This is a genomic window from Citrobacter sp. KTE30 (assembly GCF_000398825.1).
Taxonomy (GTDB): Bacteria; Pseudomonadota; Gammaproteobacteria; order Enterobacterales; family Enterobacteriaceae; genus Citrobacter; species Citrobacter freundii.
In genome coordinates this window covers 4,005,670-4,025,264 of record NZ_KB976055.1, presented here as the reverse complement: position 1 = coordinate 4,025,264, position 19,595 = coordinate 4,005,670, and the positions used below count along the sequence as shown (strand labels likewise).

At 47.2% G+C, this 19,595-nt stretch carries 17 protein-coding genes and 1 other RNA gene; 13 read left to right on the top strand and 5 right to left on the bottom strand.

Going from position 1 to position 19,595, the window contains the following annotated elements:
• Positions 1-31: 31 nt before the first annotated feature.
• On the bottom strand, positions 32-1,603 hold the full coding sequence (gene garD, locus WC1_RS04145; protein ID WP_016151038.1) for a galactarate dehydratase: 1,572 nt from the start codon (positions 1,601-1,603) through the stop codon (positions 32-34).
• Positions 1,604-2,006: 403 nt separating this feature from the next.
• Here garD and garP point away from each other — a divergent pair, with 403 nt between their 5' ends.
• The 7 genes from garP to WC1_RS04175 all read left to right on the top strand — a co-directional run bounded on the left by garP (position 2,007) and on the right by WC1_RS04175 (position 9,425).
• Positions 2,007-3,341: a galactarate/glucarate/glycerate transporter GarP gene (gene garP / locus WC1_RS04150; protein WP_003024898.1), complete on the top strand. Its 1,335-nt coding sequence runs from the start codon at positions 2,007-2,009 to the stop codon at positions 3,339-3,341.
• A gap of 15 nt (positions 3,342-3,356) precedes the next feature.
• Positions 3,357-4,127 carry a 2-dehydro-3-deoxyglucarate aldolase gene (gene garL, locus WC1_RS04155; RefSeq protein ID WP_003840018.1) on the top strand — a complete coding sequence of 257 codons (771 nt, stop codon included), beginning with the start codon at positions 3,357-3,359 and terminating at the stop codon, positions 4,125-4,127.
• Between the two features lie 30 nt (positions 4,128-4,157).
• On the top strand, positions 4,158-5,048 hold the full coding sequence (garR, locus tag WC1_RS04160) for a 2-hydroxy-3-oxopropionate reductase (protein WP_003840019.1): 891 nt from the start codon (positions 4,158-4,160) through the stop codon (positions 5,046-5,048).
• A gap of 65 nt (positions 5,049-5,113) precedes the next feature.
• Positions 5,114-6,259, top strand: coding sequence for a glycerate 2-kinase (gene garK, locus WC1_RS04165; RefSeq protein WP_032948045.1), 1,146 nt, complete (start codon positions 5,114-5,116; stop codon positions 6,257-6,259).
• A gap of 32 nt (positions 6,260-6,291) precedes the next feature.
• Positions 6,292-6,668, top strand: an RNA gene (gene rnpB / locus WC1_RS24090) — RNase P RNA component class A.
• A gap of 223 nt (positions 6,669-6,891) precedes the next feature.
• Positions 6,892-8,352, top strand: a complete 1,461-nt coding sequence (locus tag WC1_RS04170; RefSeq protein ID WP_016151035.1) for a tyrosine-type recombinase/integrase — start codon at positions 6,892-6,894, stop codon at positions 8,350-8,352.
• A 353-nt stretch (positions 8,353-8,705) separates the two neighbouring features.
• The gene (locus WC1_RS04175; RefSeq protein ID WP_048963232.1) at positions 8,706-9,425 is read left to right on the top strand and encodes a YagK/YfjJ domain-containing protein; all 720 of its coding nucleotides are present in this window, start codon (positions 8,706-8,708) and stop codon (positions 9,423-9,425) included.
• Positions 9,426-9,739: 314 nt separating this feature from the next.
• Here the strand turns inward: WC1_RS04175 and WC1_RS04180 are convergent, their stop codons facing one another.
• The gene (locus WC1_RS04180; RefSeq protein WP_016151033.1) at positions 9,740-10,318 is read right to left on the bottom strand and encodes a recombinase family protein; all 579 of its coding nucleotides are present in this window, start codon (positions 10,316-10,318) and stop codon (positions 9,740-9,742) included.
• Between the two features lie 441 nt (positions 10,319-10,759).
• Between WC1_RS04180 and WC1_RS04185 the strand changes: the two genes are divergently transcribed.
• Positions 10,760-12,031 carry a flagellin FliC gene (locus WC1_RS04185; protein ID WP_000079831.1) on the top strand — a complete coding sequence of 424 codons (1,272 nt, stop codon included), beginning with the start codon at positions 10,760-10,762 and terminating at the stop codon, positions 12,029-12,031.
• Positions 12,032-12,100: 69 nt separating this feature from the next.
• Entirely contained in the window at positions 12,101-12,625 is a 525-nt protein-coding gene (locus WC1_RS04190) for a phase 1 flagellin transcriptional repressor (RefSeq protein WP_001447310.1), read from the top strand.
• Between the two features lie 166 nt (positions 12,626-12,791).
• Here the strand turns inward: WC1_RS04190 and WC1_RS04195 are convergent, their stop codons facing one another.
• From WC1_RS04195 to WC1_RS04210, 3 genes are all read right to left on the bottom strand, one after another.
• Positions 12,792-13,145: a hypothetical protein gene (locus tag WC1_RS04195; RefSeq protein ID WP_016151032.1), complete on the bottom strand. Its 354-nt coding sequence runs from the start codon at positions 13,143-13,145 to the stop codon at positions 12,792-12,794.
• 26 nt (positions 13,146-13,171) lie between these two features.
• Positions 13,172-14,283, bottom strand: a protein-coding gene (locus tag WC1_RS24550; protein WP_085951609.1) for an IS3 family transposase whose coding sequence is annotated in 2 segments (ribosomal slippage) — positions 13,172-14,022 and positions 14,022-14,283 — 1,113 coding nt in all. Because the reading frame shifts where the segments join, the coding sequence is not laid out codon by codon here.
• Positions 14,284-14,573: 290 nt separating this feature from the next.
• Positions 14,574-14,819, bottom strand: a complete 246-nt coding sequence (locus WC1_RS04210; RefSeq protein ID WP_000717902.1) for a hypothetical protein — start codon at positions 14,817-14,819, stop codon at positions 14,574-14,576.
• A 189-nt stretch (positions 14,820-15,008) separates the two neighbouring features.
• Between WC1_RS04210 and WC1_RS25020 the strand changes: the two genes are divergently transcribed.
• The 4 genes from WC1_RS25020 to tdcC all read left to right on the top strand — a co-directional run bounded on the left by WC1_RS25020 (position 15,009) and on the right by tdcC (position 19,577).
• Positions 15,009-15,218, top strand: a complete 210-nt coding sequence (locus WC1_RS25020) for a hypothetical protein (RefSeq protein WP_016151030.1) — start codon at positions 15,009-15,011, stop codon at positions 15,216-15,218.
• A 978-nt stretch (positions 15,219-16,196) separates the two neighbouring features.
• Complete coding sequence (gene tdcA, locus WC1_RS04215; protein WP_003024882.1) at positions 16,197-17,135, top strand: transcriptional regulator TdcA; 939 nt, start codon at positions 16,197-16,199, stop codon at positions 17,133-17,135.
• A 98-nt stretch (positions 17,136-17,233) separates the two neighbouring features.
• Positions 17,234-18,223, top strand: coding sequence for a bifunctional threonine ammonia-lyase/L-serine ammonia-lyase TdcB (gene tdcB, locus WC1_RS04220; protein ID WP_003024877.1), 990 nt, complete (start codon positions 17,234-17,236; stop codon positions 18,221-18,223).
• A gap of 22 nt (positions 18,224-18,245) precedes the next feature.
• Positions 18,246-19,577, top strand: coding sequence for a threonine/serine transporter TdcC (gene tdcC, locus WC1_RS04225; protein WP_003024875.1), 1,332 nt, complete (start codon positions 18,246-18,248; stop codon positions 19,575-19,577).
• The last annotated feature ends 18 nt before the right edge of the window (positions 19,578-19,595 follow it).

Below are 19,595 nucleotides of genomic sequence, written 5' to 3'. Positions count from 1 at the left end.
CCCGTTTTTTCGTTGGCTTTCGTTTCGATAATCAGGTCACTGGCGCCGGGTTAAACACCGCCAGTTGGTTATGCAGTCCCCACTGATCTGAGAAGGTTTTCTTACGTCCGCTGGCGACGTCGAGAATAAACTCGAACAGTTTCAGACCCACGTCTTCAATGGTTTCTTCTCCGGTAGCGATGGTACCGGCGTTGATGTCCATCAGGTCAAACCAACGATTGGCCAGCTCGGTGCGTGTCGCCATTTTAATCACCGGCACAGCCATCAGGCCATACGGCGTACCGCGACCGGTGGTAAAGACTTGTACTGTGATCCCGGAAGCAACCTGTTGCGTACCGCAGACAAAATCGCTGGCGGGGGTGGCAGCGTAAATCAGACCACGTTTGGTTGGACGCTGTCCCGGCGACAAGACTTCGACAATCGCGCTCTTGCCCGACTTCGCAATAGAACCCAGCGCTTTTTCTACCACGTTTGCCAGACCGCCTTTCTTGTTGCCAGGTGATGGGTTGGCGCTCCGGTCAGTCTTGCCCATATCCAGGTAGTTATCGTACCAGGCCATCTCTTCGAGCAGGCGTTTACCCACCTCTTCGTTAATCGCGCGCGGGGTCAGAAGGTGGATGGCATCGCGCACTTCGGTGACTTCGGAGAACATCACGGTGGCGCCGCAGCGCACTAACAGGTCGGAAGCATAACCTACCGCTGGATTGGCCGTCACGCCGGAAAACGCATCGCTGCCGCCGCACTGCATGCCGACCACCAGTTCTGATGCCGGGCAGGTTTCACGCTGGCGCTGATTGAGCTTTGCCAGATGGCGTTCGGCCACTTGCAAAATATCGGCAACCATTGATTGAAAGCCGACGTGTTTTTCATCCTGCAGGCTGACGATGCTGGCGCTGTCGACCGGAATGCTTTTTACATCGTGCGTACCTTCCAGCAGGCGCTCTGGCTGCAGTTTTTCACAGCCGAGGCCAATGACCATTACCTCACCGCCAAAGTTAGGGTTCAGCGCAATATTATGAATAGTTCGAATGGGCACGATGGCGGCTGGAGCGTTAATCGCCACGCCGCAACCGTACAGATGATTGAGCCCCACCACACCGTCAACATTCGGGTATTTGGGCAGCAGATCGCGTTCAATGATTTTCACCACATAGTCCACCACGCCCGCCACGCAGTGCACGCTGGTGGAGATGCCGAGCAGGTTCTTGGTGCCAACGCTACCGTCAGCATTGCGGTAACCTTCGAAGGTATAACCCTCGAGAGGCGGCAGCGGCTCAGGCACTTTAGTTGCCAGCGGCAGCGTCTCCAGCGGCGGAGCCTTGGGCAGCTCAACCATTGATTCATCAATCCAGCTGCCGCGTGGGATGTCGCGAATGGCATAGCCTATCACTTCGCCATAACGCACGATTTCGCCATGAACAGGAATATCCACGAGCGCCACTTTATGACCCTGGGGAATATGTTCAACAAGTTCCAGTCCGTCCGGAAAACGCGTTCCGGCTTTCAGACCATTGTCATTGACAATTATCGCCACATTATCTGTTTCGTGAACTTTAATATAAAACGCCGTTGGCGATTCTTGTCTAATTTCGATGTCGGCCATTGTCCAGTATTCTCCAACAAGTGGTGATAATAGTGTGGATATTTATATTTTGAATCTCATTTTCAGTAATAAAGATTCGGTATCGTGAAATAAGAATGTCAGGAGTTTATCGTGAAGAATGTGACAATGATCACTTAAACTCAGCAAGACCGCACCAGCAGGGGTAGCAATACGTAAATGTGTGGATTAGCGCCCATGCATGTGTGCATATGCCCAAAACATTATTTTCATAACGCATATTTAATGAGCGCTTGCACAATGATTAACGTTGCACTGCTGATTATACTAAATCACGGTTTCATAGCGTCTGATAAATTATTATACGTTTTTATTATCGGTAATTTATCACCAGGGATATCTGCCAAATAATAATAAAAACTTTTATGTACCCGAGGTAATTAGAATGATACTGGATACAGTTGTCGAGAAAAAGAAAGGTACGCACACCCGTTACTTAATATTGCTAATAATATTTATTGTTACCGCCGTTAACTATGCGGACCGTGCCACGCTATCTATTGCCGGCACGGAAGTGGCGAAAGAGTTGCAGCTCAGTGCCATCTCAATGGGTTACATTTTCTCCGCCTTCGGTTGGGCTTACCTGTTGATGCAAATCCCTGGCGGCTGGCTGCTGGATAAGTTCGGTTCGAAGAAAGTCTACACTTACAGTCTGTTCTTCTGGTCGCTGTTTACTTTTCTGCAGGGTTTTGTCGACATGTTCCCGCTGGCCTGGGCGGGTATTTCAATGTTCATCATGCGCTTTATGCTGGGCTTCTCGGAAGCGCCGTCCTTCCCGGCGAACGCCCGTATTGTGGCGGCCTGGTTCCCGACGAAAGAGCGCGGTACGGCATCTGCGATTTTTAACTCCGCACAATATTTCTCTCTGGCGCTGTTTTCGCCGCTGCTGGGCTGGCTGACCTTTGCCTGGGGCTGGGAGCACGTATTTACCGTGATGGGCGTTATCGGTTTTGTGCTCACCGGCCTGTGGGTAAAGTTTATTCATAACCCAACCGATCACCCGCGTATGTCGCAGGAAGAGCTGAAGTTTATCTCTGAAAACGGCGCGGTCGTGGATATGGACCATAAAAAGCCCGGCGATGTGAAATCAGGTGGTCCTAAACTGCATTATATCAAGCAGTTGCTGACAAACCGCATGATGCTTGGCGTGTTCTTCGGACAGTATTTTATCAACACTATCACCTGGTTTTTCCTTACCTGGTTCCCGATTTACCTGGTACAGGAAAAAGGCATGTCGATCCTGAAAGTCGGTCTGGTGGCGTCGATTCCTGCGCTGTGCGGATTTGCCGGTGGCGTGCTCGGCGGTGTGTTCTCTGATTATCTGATTAAACGTGGCTTCAGCATCACCCTGGCACGTAAGCTGCCGATTGTGCTCGGAATGTTGCTCGCGTCGACCATTATTCTGTGTAACTACACCGATAACACCACCCTGGTTGTCGCGCTGATGGCGCTGGCGTTCTTCGGCAAAGGCTTCGGCGCGCTGGGTTGGCCGGTGATTTCCGATACCGCGCCGAAAGAAATCGTTGGTCTGTGCGGTGGGGTATTTAACGTATTTGGCAACGTAGCCTCTATCGTCACCCCGCTGGTGATTGGTTATCTGGTGAGCGAGCTGCACTCATTTAATGCTGCGCTGATGTTTGTAGGGTGTTCGGCGCTGATGGCAATGGTTTGCTACCTGTTTATTGTCGGTGACATTAAACGTATGGAATTGCAGAAATAAACAAAGGTATAGGCGATGAATAACACGATTTTCCCGAATAAGTTTAAAGCGGCCCTCGCGGCGCAACAGATTCAGATTGGCTGCTGGTCTGCATTGGCCAGCCCAATCAGTACCGAAGTTTTAGGCCTGGCGGGTTTTGACTGGCTGGTACTGGACGGCGAACACGCGCCAAACGATATCTCGACGTTTATCCCGCAATTGATGGCGCTGAAAGGCAGCGCCAGCGCGCCGGTCGTACGCGTGCCGACCAACGAGCCGGTGATTATCAAGCGCCTGCTGGATATTGGGTTTTACAACTTCCTGATCCCGTTCGTTGAGACACAAGAAGAGGCGGTGAACGCCGTGGCGTCGACCCGCTATCCGCCGGAAGGTATTCGCGGCGTGTCCGTCTCCCATCGCGCCAATATGTTTGGCACCGTACCGGACTACTTTGCGCAATCGAATAAGAACATCACCATCATCGTGCAGATCGAAAGTCAGCAGGGCGTTGATAACGTTGACGCCATCGCGGCGACCGAAGGTGTAGACGGTGTCTTCGTCGGCCCAAGCGATCTGGCTGCGGCGCTAGGCCATCTCGGCAATGCGTCACATCCTGATGTGCAGAAAGCTATCCAGCACATTTTTGCCCGCGCGAAAGCACATGGCAAACCAAGCGGAATTCTGGCGCCGGTAGAGGCGGATGCGCGTCGTTATCTGGAATGGGGCGCGACCTTTGTTGCTGTTGGCAGCGACCTTGGCGTGTTCCGTTCAGCCACGCAGAAACTGGCTGATTCTTTTAAGAAATAACCACCATCGACAGTAGAGAGAGATAAAGACATGACAATGAAAGTTGGTTTTATTGGCCTCGGTATTATGGGTAAACCAATGAGTAAAAACCTCCTCAAGGCAGGTTACTCGTTGGTGGTTGCTGACCGTAACCCGGAATCCATTGCGGAAGTCATTGCCGCTGGTGCAGAAACCGCCGCCACGGCGAAAGATATTGCTGAGCAGTGCGACGTGATCATCACCATGCTGCCGAACTCGCCGCATGTTAAGGAAGTGGCGCTGGGTGAAGGCGGTATTATTGAAGGTGCGAAACCGGGCACAGTGCTTATCGACATGAGCTCCATTGCACCGTTGGCCAGCCGTGAAATTAGCGACGCGCTGAAAGCGAAAGGCGTGGATATGCTGGATGCGCCGGTCAGCGGCGGCGAGCCAAAAGCGATTGATGGTACGTTGTCGGTAATGGTCGGCGGCGATAAAGCGATTTTCGACAAGTATTACGATCTGCTGAAAGCGATGGCTGGCTCAGTGGTACATACCGGCGACATTGGCGCGGGTAACGTCACTAAGCTGGCGAACCAGGTGATTGTAGCGCTGAACATTGCGGCGATGTCTGAAGCGCTGACGCTGGCGACCAAGGCGGGTGTGAACCCGGATCTGGTGTATCAGGCGATCCGTGGCGGACTGGCCGGAAGCACCGTGCTGGACGCGAAAGCGCCGATGGTCATGGACCGCAACTTTAAGCCAGGTTTCCGTATTGACCTGCATATCAAAGATTTGGCGAATGCGCTGGACACTTCTCATGGGGTCGGCGCGCAGTTGCCGCTGACTGCTGCAGTCATGGAGATGATGCAGGCGCTTCGCGCAGATGGGCTGGGCACCGCCGATCACAGCGCGCTCGCATGCTACTACGAAAAACTGGCGAAAGTGGAAGTCACACGCTAACAAGAAGGGCGCGGATGTGCGCCCTGTATTTCTTGCCTTGCGCGGCACAGTCAGGCTACATAACTATGAAAATCGTAATTGCCCCAGACTCTTATAAAGAAAGTCTATCTGCCACTGAGGTCGCTCAGGCAATAGAAAAAGGATTTCGGGAAATATTTCCCGATGCGCAATATGTTTCAGTTCCGGTGGCCGACGGCGGCGAAGGAACGGTCGAAGCCATGATTGCCGCCACGCAAGGGAGTGAATATTCCGCGTGGGTAACGGGGCCGCTGGGCGAAAAAGTGAATGCCTGCTGGGGCATGTCCGGAGATGGTAAAACTGCGTTTATCGAAATGGCGGCAGCCAGTGGTCTGGCGTTAGTACCTCCTGATAAGCGTAACCCGTTAGTCACCACGACACGTGGTACCGGGGAATTGATTTTGCAGGCGCTGGATAGCGGGGCGCAGAGCATTATTATCGGCATTGGCGGTAGTGCAACCAACGACGGCGGCGCGGGTATGGTGCAGGCTCTGGGCGCGAAACTTTGCGACGCTAACGGGACAGAGATTGGCTACGGGGGCGGCAGTCTGATGAGCCTCAACAGCATCGACATTTCCGGTTTGGATCCGCGATTAAAAACCTGCTCCATTCGCGTGGCCTGCGATGTGACCAATCCGCTCACAGGTGATACTGGCGCTTCGCGCATCTTCGGCCCGCAGAAAGGGGCGACGGAAGAACGCATTCTCGAACTGGACCGAAATTTGTCTCACTACGCCGACATCATTAAAAAATCGCTGCGGGTAGACGTGAAGGATGTTCCCGGGGCGGGGGCTGCCGGTGGTATGGGCGCCGCGTTAATGGCATTTTTAGGCGCGGAGCTGCGCAGTGGGATAGAGATTGTGACTCAGGCCCTCAATCTGGAAGAGCATATTCACGACTGTACGCTGGTGGTGACCGGCGAAGGACGCATCGACAGCCAGAGTATTCACGGCAAAGTGCCGGTTGGCGTGGCGAATGTCGCGAAGAAATACCACAAACCGGTAATTGGTATTGGCGGCAGCCTGACGCGCGATGTGGAAGTGGTGCATCAATATGGTATCGATGCGGTGTTTAGCGTATTGACCAGCATCAGCACGCTGGAAGAGGCCTTCCGTGGGGCATTTGATAATATTTATCGCGCCTCAAGAAACATCGCCGCTACGTTGGCGATAGGAATGCGCAGTGCGGGGTGACATTACCCCGCAAACCCTCTATACTGCGCGCCGAAGCTGACCAGACAGTCGCCGCTTCGTCGTCGTCCTCTTCGGGGGAGACGGGCGGAGGGGAGGAAAGTCCGGGCTCCATAGGGCAGGGTGCCAGGTAACGCCTGGGGGGGAAACCCACGACCAGTGCAACAGAGAGCAAACCGCCGATGGCCCACGTAAGTGGGATCAGGTAAGGGTGAAAGGGTGCGGTAAGAGCGCACCGCGCGGCTGGTAACAGTCCGTGGCACGGTAAACTCCACCCGGAGCAAGGCCAAATAGGGGTTCACAAGGTACGGCCCGTACTGAACCCGGGTAGGCTGCTTGAGCCAGTGAGCGATTGCTGGCCTAGATGAATGACTGTCCACGACAGAACCCGGCTTATCGGTCAGCTTCAACTTCTTCTAAAACAATACGTTGGTGTGTCTCAGGCCTTAATAGGTAAAAATGTGACACAGACTGTGATACAAACGAGGCACACCAACGGCTGTTCCATCCCGAATATCCTGAAGCGTGGCAATCGCTACTGCCTTCATTTCAGACTACCTTTAGGTGGCTTCTTTCGTGTATCTTTAGGTTGCGATTCAGCCAGCAGAGCAAGGTTTATATCTTCCCGCCTCTCTATGTTCATTTCTCTTGTAAAATCGTCCAAGATGGAGCCAACCCAACTATTGGATATAGTGCAGAAAATGAAGAAATTAGAACAAAAAGACATTGATAACTATTTACTCAGCATTCAGGCTGCTTTTTATGCCGCAGTAAAAAAAATCCCCTCAAAAGTGCGTAGCACCTTGCGAGCGTCAGGTTCGTTGGTTGATGAAAAACGTAATGCGTCTGATTTCGGGCAACTGCTTGATTTTACCTTCAAACAAGACTCTGACCCATTGTCGATAGATTCAGTTATAGAAAAACTTAGTAGCCAATTTGATCTTACAGGAATGGAGGATGAGATCGATTATCTAGCTTCAGAATATGATCTCCTCTGGAGACACTACTGTGATGCGCATATAGCCTTTATAGATCAGCGAAATTCTGATTATCGGCAGATTGTTAACTCTATGCGTCCAGACAACGATTACACTCACACCGTAGCCGATAAATCTGAAGAACCATTGGCTTCTAAACTGACTTTATCTGAGGCATGGCAGGGATTTCTCAGCTTTAAATCTGATTGGGCACCGAAGATTAGGCAAGGCAATGAAAAATACTATGAAGTGATAGAAGCGGTTTTGGGGGCAGATACTCAAGTTACTGATATTACTCGACGTGATATCAAAAACCTGCTTGAGGTAGTTGAAGGTTTACCCCGTCAGAATAAGAAGCCTTATAACCGGATGACTATCCAGCAATGTTTGGACTTGGATGAAGTCCCAGAAGAAGATCTGGTTTCATCCAAAACAGTCAAAGATTATCTGAAGCTGTGTCAGGGGTTGTTTTCAACCTACCTGACTAAAGAAGAGGATATTCTTGAATCATCACCGACTCTTAACGTCACGTACCAAGCTAAAAGCCACAGCTATGGTTATTACACTCAAGCAGAAATGCGAAAATTGGTATGCCACTTCGCGACTTTGGATGGTTGGAATAAATGGGGTTTTTTGCTACTGGCGTATACTGGTGCTCGTCGTTCTGAAATCGCAAAACTGAAAGTTTCTGATGTGCGGTTGGACGAGGACAGTCAGAGACATTACATAATGATTGGGGATAGTAAAACTGAGGCAGGGATCCGGCAGGTTCCTATCGCAAAGCGTCTTCTTGACATGGGGTTCTTGCTGTATCTAGATGGCAAAAAGTCAGATGCTTACTTGTTTCCCGAGATTACTAATCGAAGTCAGGTAACCCGGTTGTTCCACGCGATACGCGAGCAATTGAATATTGATTATCTTGACGATTTTAAAAACAGGCGCATTGTTCACAGCTTACGCCACACTTTCGTAACTGAAATTCAGGCAAAACACACCCTCACACTAGTGCAGCAGACGATTGGTCACGAACATTCAAACCAAGGGCAAACCAAGGTTTACACGGGCAAGATGAAAGTTTCTGATTTACTTCCAGTTGTTGATAGTGTTGATTGGTTTTAGCAATGCCACTTATAATTCAATTTGTTAGGTGATTCGCCGCAAAGAATTTATCGATTGTGAAGCATTGAATCAGGTTGAAGCAAAAGCAGAAAGGTGCAGGAGCCAACCTGAAAAATACCGCATATTAAAATAATATTTGCACCGCCAAGAATTGTGCGTTATTGTTATATTGGGTTTTTATACGTCGTGTAAACTTTCTTCGAAAAATTTTATCCATTTTTTTTTGCCGTCAGGCTTTGCCTGATGGGGTTTGTGCTATCCGTAACCACTTCGTTTTACGGTGGTCAGATGGTAATAACTTATACGTGTGTGCGTGTACGCGGGGGGTTATATAAATAATTTATGGGGGTGTTGTGTCAGAAGAAGGAACTGCTCATTCAGTGCTCGCACATGCTACGCCTTACACAACTACTGTTCATAAACACGGGCGTTACAGGATCATCACAGGTGATGTTTTCATTCGTCATGGTTACTCCTACCCAATTAACGCCACCGACCAGTCTGGTGTTCGACTTGATATCCTTACCCCTATAGCAGAACAGCTTGATGCAATACTATCCATCTACAGCCGGATTTACTTCTCTCGCTTCGATTTACGCTTACCAGGGAACACCCCAATAGATACAGGCAACAGGTGGGTAAGTGATCTGTTTAAAAAACTACGTGAACGTCTGAAGTCTAAATTAAACAGACCTGAGGGATTGGCAGAACCGATCCTCAACTTTGCTTATGGCTGGGTACGGGAGAAAGAGAAAGCAAAACAGGTGCATTACCATTGCTGGATTGCCCTCCCGCATCGACAGGTCAAACGCCTTGGGACATCAACCAGTGGAATAGCCGGAAGTATTGTTGAAATCTGGATGGGTCTGACGGGCGGTAAAGCAACGCTGGTGGAGCTACCAAAAGCAACGAAAAGATATCCGAATCATTACGTTATCGAAAGAAATAAGCCGGAAACGCTAGAGGGTCCTTTTCTGTGGGTATCGTATCTGGCGAAAGAGCGTGGGAAGTATCAGACCGGAAATGGCGATCGGGTACACTCAACATCAAAACTGTGTGACAAGAATCAGTGAGTGTTAAATCCTTTATATAACGCTCTCTACGCAATTTAAATATGGAGGCAGTACCTTCGCATTACCCACACTACAAAAATCGCTCACGATAGCGCTCATTGCGTTTAACAATGCCTTCCCTCATGCACCACAGCTTAACTTTTAAATGTAGCACCCCATCACTATCTTTTCCAGGTAGATTTAAGCTGGTGTGCGGCTCCGCTGGATTTACTGTCGCCGGAATATTTCGAATTAATTGACCCGAAAATAGCCATAATTAAGCCTCACACGTTGTGTAGGGCAGCATCTGAATCTTAGTGAAGACAGGTTAAATCTTATGCCTCTTTGATGTTCCAGTTTCGTTTGATAGTCGGGAGGCTTAAATTCAGTTCTAACGCCGCTTTGGACTGACTCAGCCCCTTAGCTCTGGCTTCCTGTACACGCTGAAGGGTATTTGACGCAACCGGACGGCCTAACGTCTTCCCTTCCTTCCTGGCTCTTACTAAACCCTCTTTTGTGCGTTCAATGATGCGGGATTTTTCGAACTCTGCAAACGCAGAAAACATTTGCAGCATCAGTTTCCCTTCCGCGCTGGAAAGGTTACGCACAGGCAGATCCAGTGAAACAACATCAATCCCTTTATCCACCAGCATCGTAATGGTTTGCTGCACGTCGATGTTGTCCCTTCCCAGGCGGTCCAGTTTCAATACTACAAGCTGATCCCCAGCCTCCAGTTTATGAGTCACCATATCAGCAAAGCCTTTGCGCTGCATCGCCTGTACTCCCCCTGACACGGTTTCTGATATCACCCTGCTATCATTCACTGCATAGCCAGCCTGACGAATCGCCATAATCTGGTTTTCTGTTGACTGTTCGCTGGTGGACACACGGCAATATGCAAATGTACGGCTCATAATCGCTCCCCTGATTGGTATCAAAAACGGTATCATAATTAACTGATGGTATCATAATGTCAATATGCTAATTTAATGACACCAATTTAAGGTAGGGTTTACTGGTGTCATAAAACGTTCGATTGTTGATACTAACTAGGTTAATGCCATTGACCCGCATGATATTTGTAAAAGATCGAGAGTTATCTTCGGAAGCTTGTGGAACCTGCTTGACCGATCTGGCAATCGCTTAGCAATTTTTTGTGAGATAGCAAAAGAGAGCAAGACTTGATGAAAAAAGTCACATAATTGGTTATGTACTGTTAGCAGCCCTTAGTCTGCTAAAAACTAAATAAAAACAATAGATTGATGAAAATAAAAAAAAGATAAAGTTTAGGCCAAAGTGGTCGATAACTTGAATGACACAGGTAAGCCTGGCTTATACACCAAAAGGAAAATCTTATGGCACAAGTTATCAATACCAACAGCCTGTCGCTGTTGACTCAGAACAACCTGAACAAATCTCAGTCTTCCCTGAGCTCTGCTATCGAGCGTCTGTCCTCTGGTCTGCGCATCAACAGCGCTAAAGACGACGCAGCAGGTCAGGCGATTGCTAACCGCTTTACTTCGAACATCAAAGGTCTGACTCAGGCTTCTCGTAACGCCAATGACGGTATCTCCATCGCACAGACGACTGAAGGTGCACTGAACGAAATCAACAATAATCTGCAGCGTGTACGTGAACTGGCTGTTCAATCTCAGAATGGGACAAACTCTGATTCAGATGTTCAATCCATTCAAGAGGAAATTCAACAACGTTTAGCTGAAATTGACCGGGTTTCTGGTCAAACTCAATTTAACGGCGTTAAGGTATTAACATCAGACTCAAAACTTAGCATCCAAGTTGGCGCTAATGATGGAGAGAAGATTGATATCGATTTGAAGAAAATTGACACAGGTACTCTCGGCTTAGCAAACTTCTCTGTTGATTCAAAATTTGATTCAACAAGCACTAAAACCGTTGCTAATGGCGGTGATATCGTTCTGTCCTCTAAAACTATTAAAGCAGAAATCCAGATTGATAGTCATAGTGCTGATCCAAAAGCGGCAGACGGTTTGTATGCATTGAAGGATGGTACCGGATATGCAGTAAAAGATAAAGACGGTGCATATCACGCTGCTGTTAAAAATGCTGATGGTAAGGTCACTTGGGATTCAAGTGATACTTCTGTGACAGCAACTGATGTTGACCAAACCACAAAGGTTACAGAATTCAAGGAAGTAGATAAAAAGGTTGCAGCAAATACATCTGGACTTGCTGCTAACCAAACATTTAAATCTTACAAAAAAGATAATGGCGAACTTGGATATGTGGTTGAAAACGCTGATGGCACTTTTAACCGTGCTAACGTCGATTCAAAAACGGGTGTTGTTTCTGTAGGAACTAAAATTTCCACAAGCCCTGATGTTTTAGCAACTATCGATAATGCTTTGAAGATTGTTGACTCTCAACGTAGCTCTTTAGGTGCCATCCAGAACCGTTTCGATTCGGCCATCACTAACTTGGGTAACACAGTGAACAACCTGTCTTCTGCACGTAGCCGTATCGAAGACTCCGACTACGCGACCGAAGTGTCTAACATGTCTCGTGCACAGATCCTGCAACAAGCGGGTACTTCTGTTCTGGCACAAGCAAACCAGACGACCCAGAACGTACTGTCTCTTCTGCGTTAATATAGTTTATAGTGCTAAGCCCCGTGATTGCGGGGCTTTTTTATTTAATATGCATTAGGTACAACTGTTATGAATGATATCTCATATGGTCGAGAAGCGGAAAAATGGCCCCGTGAATATTCTATGCTTGCTCGAAGGATACAATTTCTACGATTCAATGATTATCCAGTGAAGCTGGTAAGTGGCAATGGACAATCAATAATTGGTTATATTTCAAAGTTTAACCAGAAAGAAAATATGATCTTGGCATCTGATGAAGCTAAGGGAAGCAATAGGATTGAGGTAAAACTTGAGTTTCTCGCATCACTCGAAGAATTACCGGTTGGCGAAAATTTAACCACAAGACTTATTGCTGCTGATGTTTTTAATGTTCAGCCATGTGATCCAACAAGGAAAGACTTTTTCTCTATCTGCAATAAGTGTTTCAAACAAGGGGTGGGTATAAAAGTACATATGCTAGATGGGCGCATTCTGATAGGGGAAACAACTGGTGTTAATGCTTGTCAAGTTGGAATGATTAGACCTAATGGCAACCATATGCAGATCATGTTTGACTGGGTTAGCAGAATAACCTCTTCAGATTACTCTGATTAAACTTTCATATTATCAGTTGGTTATCAGTGTTTTTAAAAGGATATTTGGTCAAGAGACTGAATAACTAATTCGAAAAATATGGATTCGTTTAGCTGATCTTGCACCTTGTTTTGTTTTCAACATGACGTTACGAAAGGAGGCCGCTAGATGCAGCCCCTGAGATGCGTCACCGGAAATCTTTCTTTGAAAATTTGTACGTTACATCGTCAGAGTCCGCGTGTAACTCTTTCACTGTGAGTTCGTCATCTCGAACCATAAACACCACATTAAATTCAACATTACCAGTGCCCCGCCAACGGTTAGAACTTTGACCTGATTCTTTCCAAATCACGTTGTCATCAGATAATTTACAGTCGAATGAAAAACGCTGGTTATCCGAAGGGCGGATGTATGAAACATTAAACACCCCAGCCGTTTTCGTTTTGGCTACTTGAGTTTTACCCACATTCTTACCAAACATACCTGCAATTGCTGCCCTACAGACTTGAGATTGAGTGAATGGTGTAGTTGATGCTGGCATAAGGTTCACCTGTAAATAGACCCGTTTTAGTTCCATGCATTTTTTGAGATCCCGGCCAAATGATTGTGTTGCCGATATTCCTCCGGCGTCATATTGTTCAGTGATTCATGAGGGCGTTCACAGTTATATTCTGACACCCATCTTTCCGTGATTTCCCGCACTTCATTCAGCGTTCTGAACAGATAAAAATCGAGTATTTCTGTACGGTATGTTCGGTTAAAGCGCTCAATAAAAGCGTTCTGCGTCGGCTTACCCGGCTGGATAAACTCCAGTTTTACTGCATGTTTCTCTGCCCATTCAGCCAGTGCCAGTGAGATAAATTCCGGACCGTTATCCATACGTAGCATGACCGGATAGCCGCGATTTGCCGCAATCCTGTCGAGTACACGGACCACGCGCAGAGCTGGCAGATTCAGATCGATTTCAATCGACAACGCCTCACGGTTAAAGTCATCAACGACATTGAACGTGCGAAAACGACGGCCACAGACCAGGGCATCATGCATAAAATCGACAGACCAGCTCTGGTTCAGTGCTTCCGGCGTGGCCAGTGGCGAAGGATTACGCACCGGCAACCGCTGTTTGCCCTTTCGGCGAAAATTCAGCTTCAGCAGACAATAAATACGATGGATCCTTTTGTGATTCCACGGGTGTCCCTGCCGCCGCAACACCTGGAAAAGTTTTGGAAAACCGTATCGTGGGTATCGCTCTGCCACTGCCTGTAACGCGACAATAACGGGTTCGTCACGCGTGGGATCCGGGCGGTAATGGTAAACCGTTCTGCTCAGGTTCAGACTCCGGCAGGCCTGACGGATACTGAGTCCGAATGTCGTTACCAGATGAGTGACCAGCTCACGCTTAAAGGCTGGTTTTAAAGCTTTTTTTCGATAACGTCTTTCAGCGCCCGGTTCTCAAGGCTCAGGTCGGCAAACATCTGTTTGAGACGTCGGTTCTCGTCCTCAAGATCTTTGATCTTTTTAATATCAGAAGCCTCCATGCCGCCGTATCTGGACTTCCAGTTGTAGTAGGTGGCTTCAGAAATACCGGCCTCCCGGCAGACATCTTTAACAGTTCGTCCGGTTTCAACCGACTTAATCACAGCGATAATCTGATGCTCAGTAAAACGGGCTTTACGCATAGCGATCTCCTTCATTGGCAGATTGATTATGCCGGATGATCTCTAAATGTGAATGGCACGATTATGCGGGCTACTTACAACATCATTCGAGTAATAGGAGTTCCCCGTATTCTCGCTACCTCCGCCACTACATCCTTTATAAATCGCGATCGCGATGATACCTAAAAAAATGAATCCTCTCACGGGAGACTGATATGGTTTTTTAACACCACATCCTGGACACACTTTCGCTTCTGAAGAAACCTTCTGACCACACTCTCTGCAAGACCTCATTGTCATGATACAAGTCCTTAATCATTAACTTCGACGGTATACCGCCCGCCTTTGTCCTTAATTACATACTGATAGACTTCATCGCAGAACACAGTGACTGAGCCACCAAAAGCCGCAGGGAAGACACCATTCACTTTGTCACATTGATAACCAGCATCACGAACAACAGCCTGACTTTCTGATTTCAGTTCAGGCGAGCCATCTTCCGCCAGTACACTATTGCATATACCAAGCCCCAGAAATATCGCAAAAATCTTCTTCAAAACAGTCTCCTTAGCTGGAAAGAGTTAGTACACCATGGGCAAATACATGGATACATGTTAATTACTTTAATCGATCGAAATTATAAAATCGATCGGTAAAATTGATCATCGTGGTTACTATAATCATCTGAACGAGAGAAGGCTACTAAGTAGCCATGATTGGTGAGCAACGGCATTGAGGGGTTAAAGATGAAAGGTACAGTATTGATATTATGCGGTTTGTTGTTACCGTTTAGCGCTAATGCGGGTCGAATAACGATGAGCAACCCGGAACAGTCAATTACGAAGAGTGGTCGCACTTTGTGCGTCTACTCCAATAGCATTTACACGTTTACCTACGTCACGAAATCGAAACATTGCCCGTACAGCAAAAGCTTCGACACGACTGATAGCGAGTAAATTTCAGGGCTATCGTTGTGATACAAAGTGGGATACAGTCTGTGATACAAGACAACGCAAACGCTACAGATGCCTGACGTATGGTTGATTTTTCCTGACTTATCGGTCAGCTTCACTCTTTATAAAACCCCGCTTTGATGGGTTTTTTGCTTTCTGGGCAGGTTGTTATGCCTGATGGCGCTGCGCTTATCAGGCCTACAGGTATGGCTGGAACGGGTTTTGTAGGCCGGATAAGGTGTTTACACCGCCATCCGGCAGACGTTATACCTGTCGCGTTACGCTTGGTTTAACACGACTCTGGCGTTTATTTTCTCTTCATCTACTCTTTATTTGACCTTTATTTATGCGCTGAACGTCTTTTATTTGAGGGAATGCGTTGTGGGGTATTTTCGTTTTTGTGATGGCTAGCACAAAACGCTGCGCGATACGTTTTTATCGAGAATAATCGAACGCAATCGATCGCCATCACAAAATTACGCGCTAATAAAGTGTACAAAATTAGTGTTAATGTGATGTTGCATATGATGATTATTTGTATTGTCTAGATTGAATTTTAATAAACGCAATGTTTCTTTACAAACAAATATGGCGAAAAAATGTGATGCATGGCGTTATTTAATCACCACAAACGGTGAAATATAATTATATTTGATAAATTACTCATTAAATTTAAGTGTCATTCTGCCCGATAATTGCGCTGTAATTGATTGAAATATAGCCTTTCCTGGTTTTTAGAAATAACAGATAAAATGGCGATGTTATAGCCATAAAAAATCGTTATCCCCCCATCTTTTTTTGATTAAAGTCAGGGTAAAGTGAGATATGTATTTCATATCTATATGATTTATAAGTGGTTTCATTTTTTATAATAGTCTTACAAAATGTAAGTCAAGGGGATTTGTGAGGGGTAGCACATATCCTTGTTTGCTTAATTTGGTACACTTCCTGCCGTCAACAAAGTAATTAACGCAGGTCGATATGAATACTATTACACTCCCTAAAACACAGCACTTAGTGGTCTTTCAGGAAGTCATTAGAAGCGGTTCTATCGGCTCAGCTGCAAAAGAATTAGGTTTAACTCAACCCGCTGTCAGTAAAATCATCAACGATGTTGAGGCTTATTTTGGTATTGAGTTAGTTGTGCGTAAAAATACTGGTGTGACATTGACTCAGGCAGGTCAGGTGATGCTCTCATGGTCTGAATCAATTACCCGTGAAATGAAAAACATGGTTGATGAGATGAACAGCATGACGAGCAATGCGGTCGTTGATGTGTCGTTTGGTTTTCCTTCACTGATTGCCTTCACCATCATGTCCGGCATGATTAAAAAATTCAAAGAGGTATTCCCGAAAGCACAGGTTTCTATGTATGAAGCTCAGCTCTCCTCGTTCTTACCGGCAATCCGTGACGGGCGTCTGGATTTTGCCATCGGTACGCTGAGCGATGAGATGAAACTGCACGATCTGCATGTGGAGCCGCTCTTTGAGTCAGACTTTATCCTGGTTGCCAGCAAGTCCCGAACATGCACCGGCATCACCTCGCTGAGCGCGTTGAAAAACGAACAGTGGGTGTTGCCACAAACGAATATGGGGTACTACAGCGAACTTCTTACCACGTTACAGAATAATGGCATCAGCAGTGAAAACATCGTTAATACTGACTCCGTCGTCACCATTTATAATCTTGTTCTCAATGCTGATTTCTTAACAGTAATTCCCTGCGATATGACCACACCGTTTGGCTCAAACCAGTTTATTACTATCCCGGTACAAGAAACTTTACCCGTCGCGCGTTATGCCGCCGTGTGGTCGAAAAATTATCGAATTAAAAAAGCAGCATCTATTTTGGTGGAATTAGCCAAAGAGTATTCATCATATAATTGTCGGAGACGAAGGCAATTAATTGAAATTGATTAAAGATTGAAATTGTTTTAACAAAAAATAAACGCCATCTGTCTATATCTGACAATGGTCACGGCTATCTATTTACTTTAATACCCTAGTAAGAGGTTCTAATGCATATTACATACGATCTCCCAGTTGCAATTGAAGATATCCTCGAAGCGAAAAAAAGACTGGCGGGGAAAATTTATAAAACGGGAATGCCTCGCTCTAACTATTTTAGTGAACGTTGCAAAGGGGAAATTTTCCTCAAGTTTGAAAACATGCAGCGTACCGGTTCATTTAAAATCCGTGGCGCTTTTAACAAGCTCAGTTCCTTAACAGAAGCCGAAAGAATGAAGGGCGTGGTGGCTTGCTCTGCAGGTAACCATGCGCAAGGGGTTTCTCTCTCCTGCGCTATGCTCGGTATCGACGGCAAAGTGGTGATGCCGAAAGGCGCACCGAAGTCTAAAGTAGCGGCAACCTGCGATTATTCCGCGGAAGTTGTGCTGCATGGCGACAACTTCAACGACACCATCGCTAAGGTTAGCGAGATTGTGGAAACGGAAGGCCGTATCTTTATTCCACCATATGATGACCCGAAAGTTATTGCTGGTCAGGGCACTATTGGTCTGGAAATTCTGGAAGATCTGTACGATGTCGATAACGTGATTGTGCCAATTGGCGGTGGTGGTCTGATTGCGGGTATTGCGGTGGCAATTAAATCTATTAACCCGACCATTAAAATTATTGGCGTGCAGTCTGAAAACGTTCACGGCATGGCGGCTTCTTTCCACGCTGGAGAAATAACCACGCACCGAACGACCGGCACCCTGGCAGATGGTTGTGACGTCTCTCGCCCGGGTACTTTAACGTATGAAATCGTTCGTGAGTTGGTGGATGACATTGTCCTGGTCAGCGAAGATGAAATTCGCAACAGCATGGTGGCATTAATTCAGCGAAATAAAGTTGTAACTGAAGGTGCCGGTGCGCTGGCATGCGCAGCATTATTAAGCGGGAAATTAGATAGCTATATCCAGAACAGAAAAACAGTCAGCATTATTTCTGGCGGTAATATCGACCTTTCTCGTGTATCTCAAATTACTGGTTTAGTTGACGCTTAATATACTTCGTTGAGGATAGGATATGAGTACTACTGATAGCATTGTATCCAGCCAGACAAAACAGTCGTCCTGGCGCAAATCGGACACCACCTGGACACTGGGTTTATTTGGTACAGCCATCGGCGCTGGGGTGCTGTTCTTCCCTATCCGCGCAGGTTTTGGCGGACTGATCCCCATTCTGATCATGCTGGTGTTAGCATACCCCATCGCGTTCTATTGCCACCGTGCGCTGGCACGCCTGTGTCTTTCCGGTTCTAATCCTTCCGGTAACATCACAGAAACGGTTGAAGAGCACTTTGGTAAAACGGGCGGCGTGGTTATCACGTTCCTCTACTTCTTTGCGATTTGTCCGCTGCTGTGGATTTATGGCGTCACCATTACCAACACCTTTATGACCTTCTGGGAAAACCAGCTGCAAATGCCAGCATTGAACCGTGGCTTTGTGGCGCTGTTCCTGTTGCTGCTGATGGCATTCGTCATCTGGTTTGGTAAAGATCTGATGGTTAAAGTGATGAGCTACCTGGTATGGCCGTTCATTGCCAGCCTGGTGCTTATCTCTCTGTCACTGATTCCTTACTGGAACTCAGCGGTTATCGATCAGGTTGATATCAGCAATATCGCTCTGACTGGCCATGACGGCATCCTGGTTACCGTATGGCTGGGTATTTCCATCATGGTGTTCTCTTTCAACTTTTCGCCAATCGTTTCTTCCTTCGTGGTCTCTAAACGCGAAGAGTATGAGAAAGATTTCGGTCGCGAATTTACCGAGCAGAAATGTTCTAAAATCATCTCCCGCGCCAGTATGCTGATGGTTGCGGTGGTAATGTTCTTCGCCTTTAGCTGCCTGTTCACGCTGTCTCCGGCAAACATGGCGGATGCGAAAGCGCAGAACATTCCAGTACTGTCTTATCTGGCGAACCACTTCGCTTCACTGTCCGGGACGAAGTCCACCTTCGCGACCGTTCTGGAATACGGTGCTTCTATTATCGCCCTGGTTGCTATCTTCAAATCGTTCTTCGGCCACTACCTGGGTACGCTGGAAGGTCTGAACGGTCTGGTGCTGAAGTTTGGTTACAAAGGCGATAAGACCAAAGTTTCCGCCGGCAAACTGAACACCATCAGCATGATCTTCATCATGGGCTCCACCTGGGTTGTGGCTTACGCCAACCCGAACATCCTGGACCTTATTGAAGCAATGGGCGCGCCGATTATTGCCTCTCTGCTCTGCCTGCTGCCGATGTATGCCATCCGTAAAGCGCCATCACTGGCGAAATACCGTGGCCGTCTGGATAACGTGTTTGTTACCGTGATTGGTCTGCTGACCATCCTGAACATTGTCTACAAACTGTTTTAATCCTTAAGCTCAGGATGA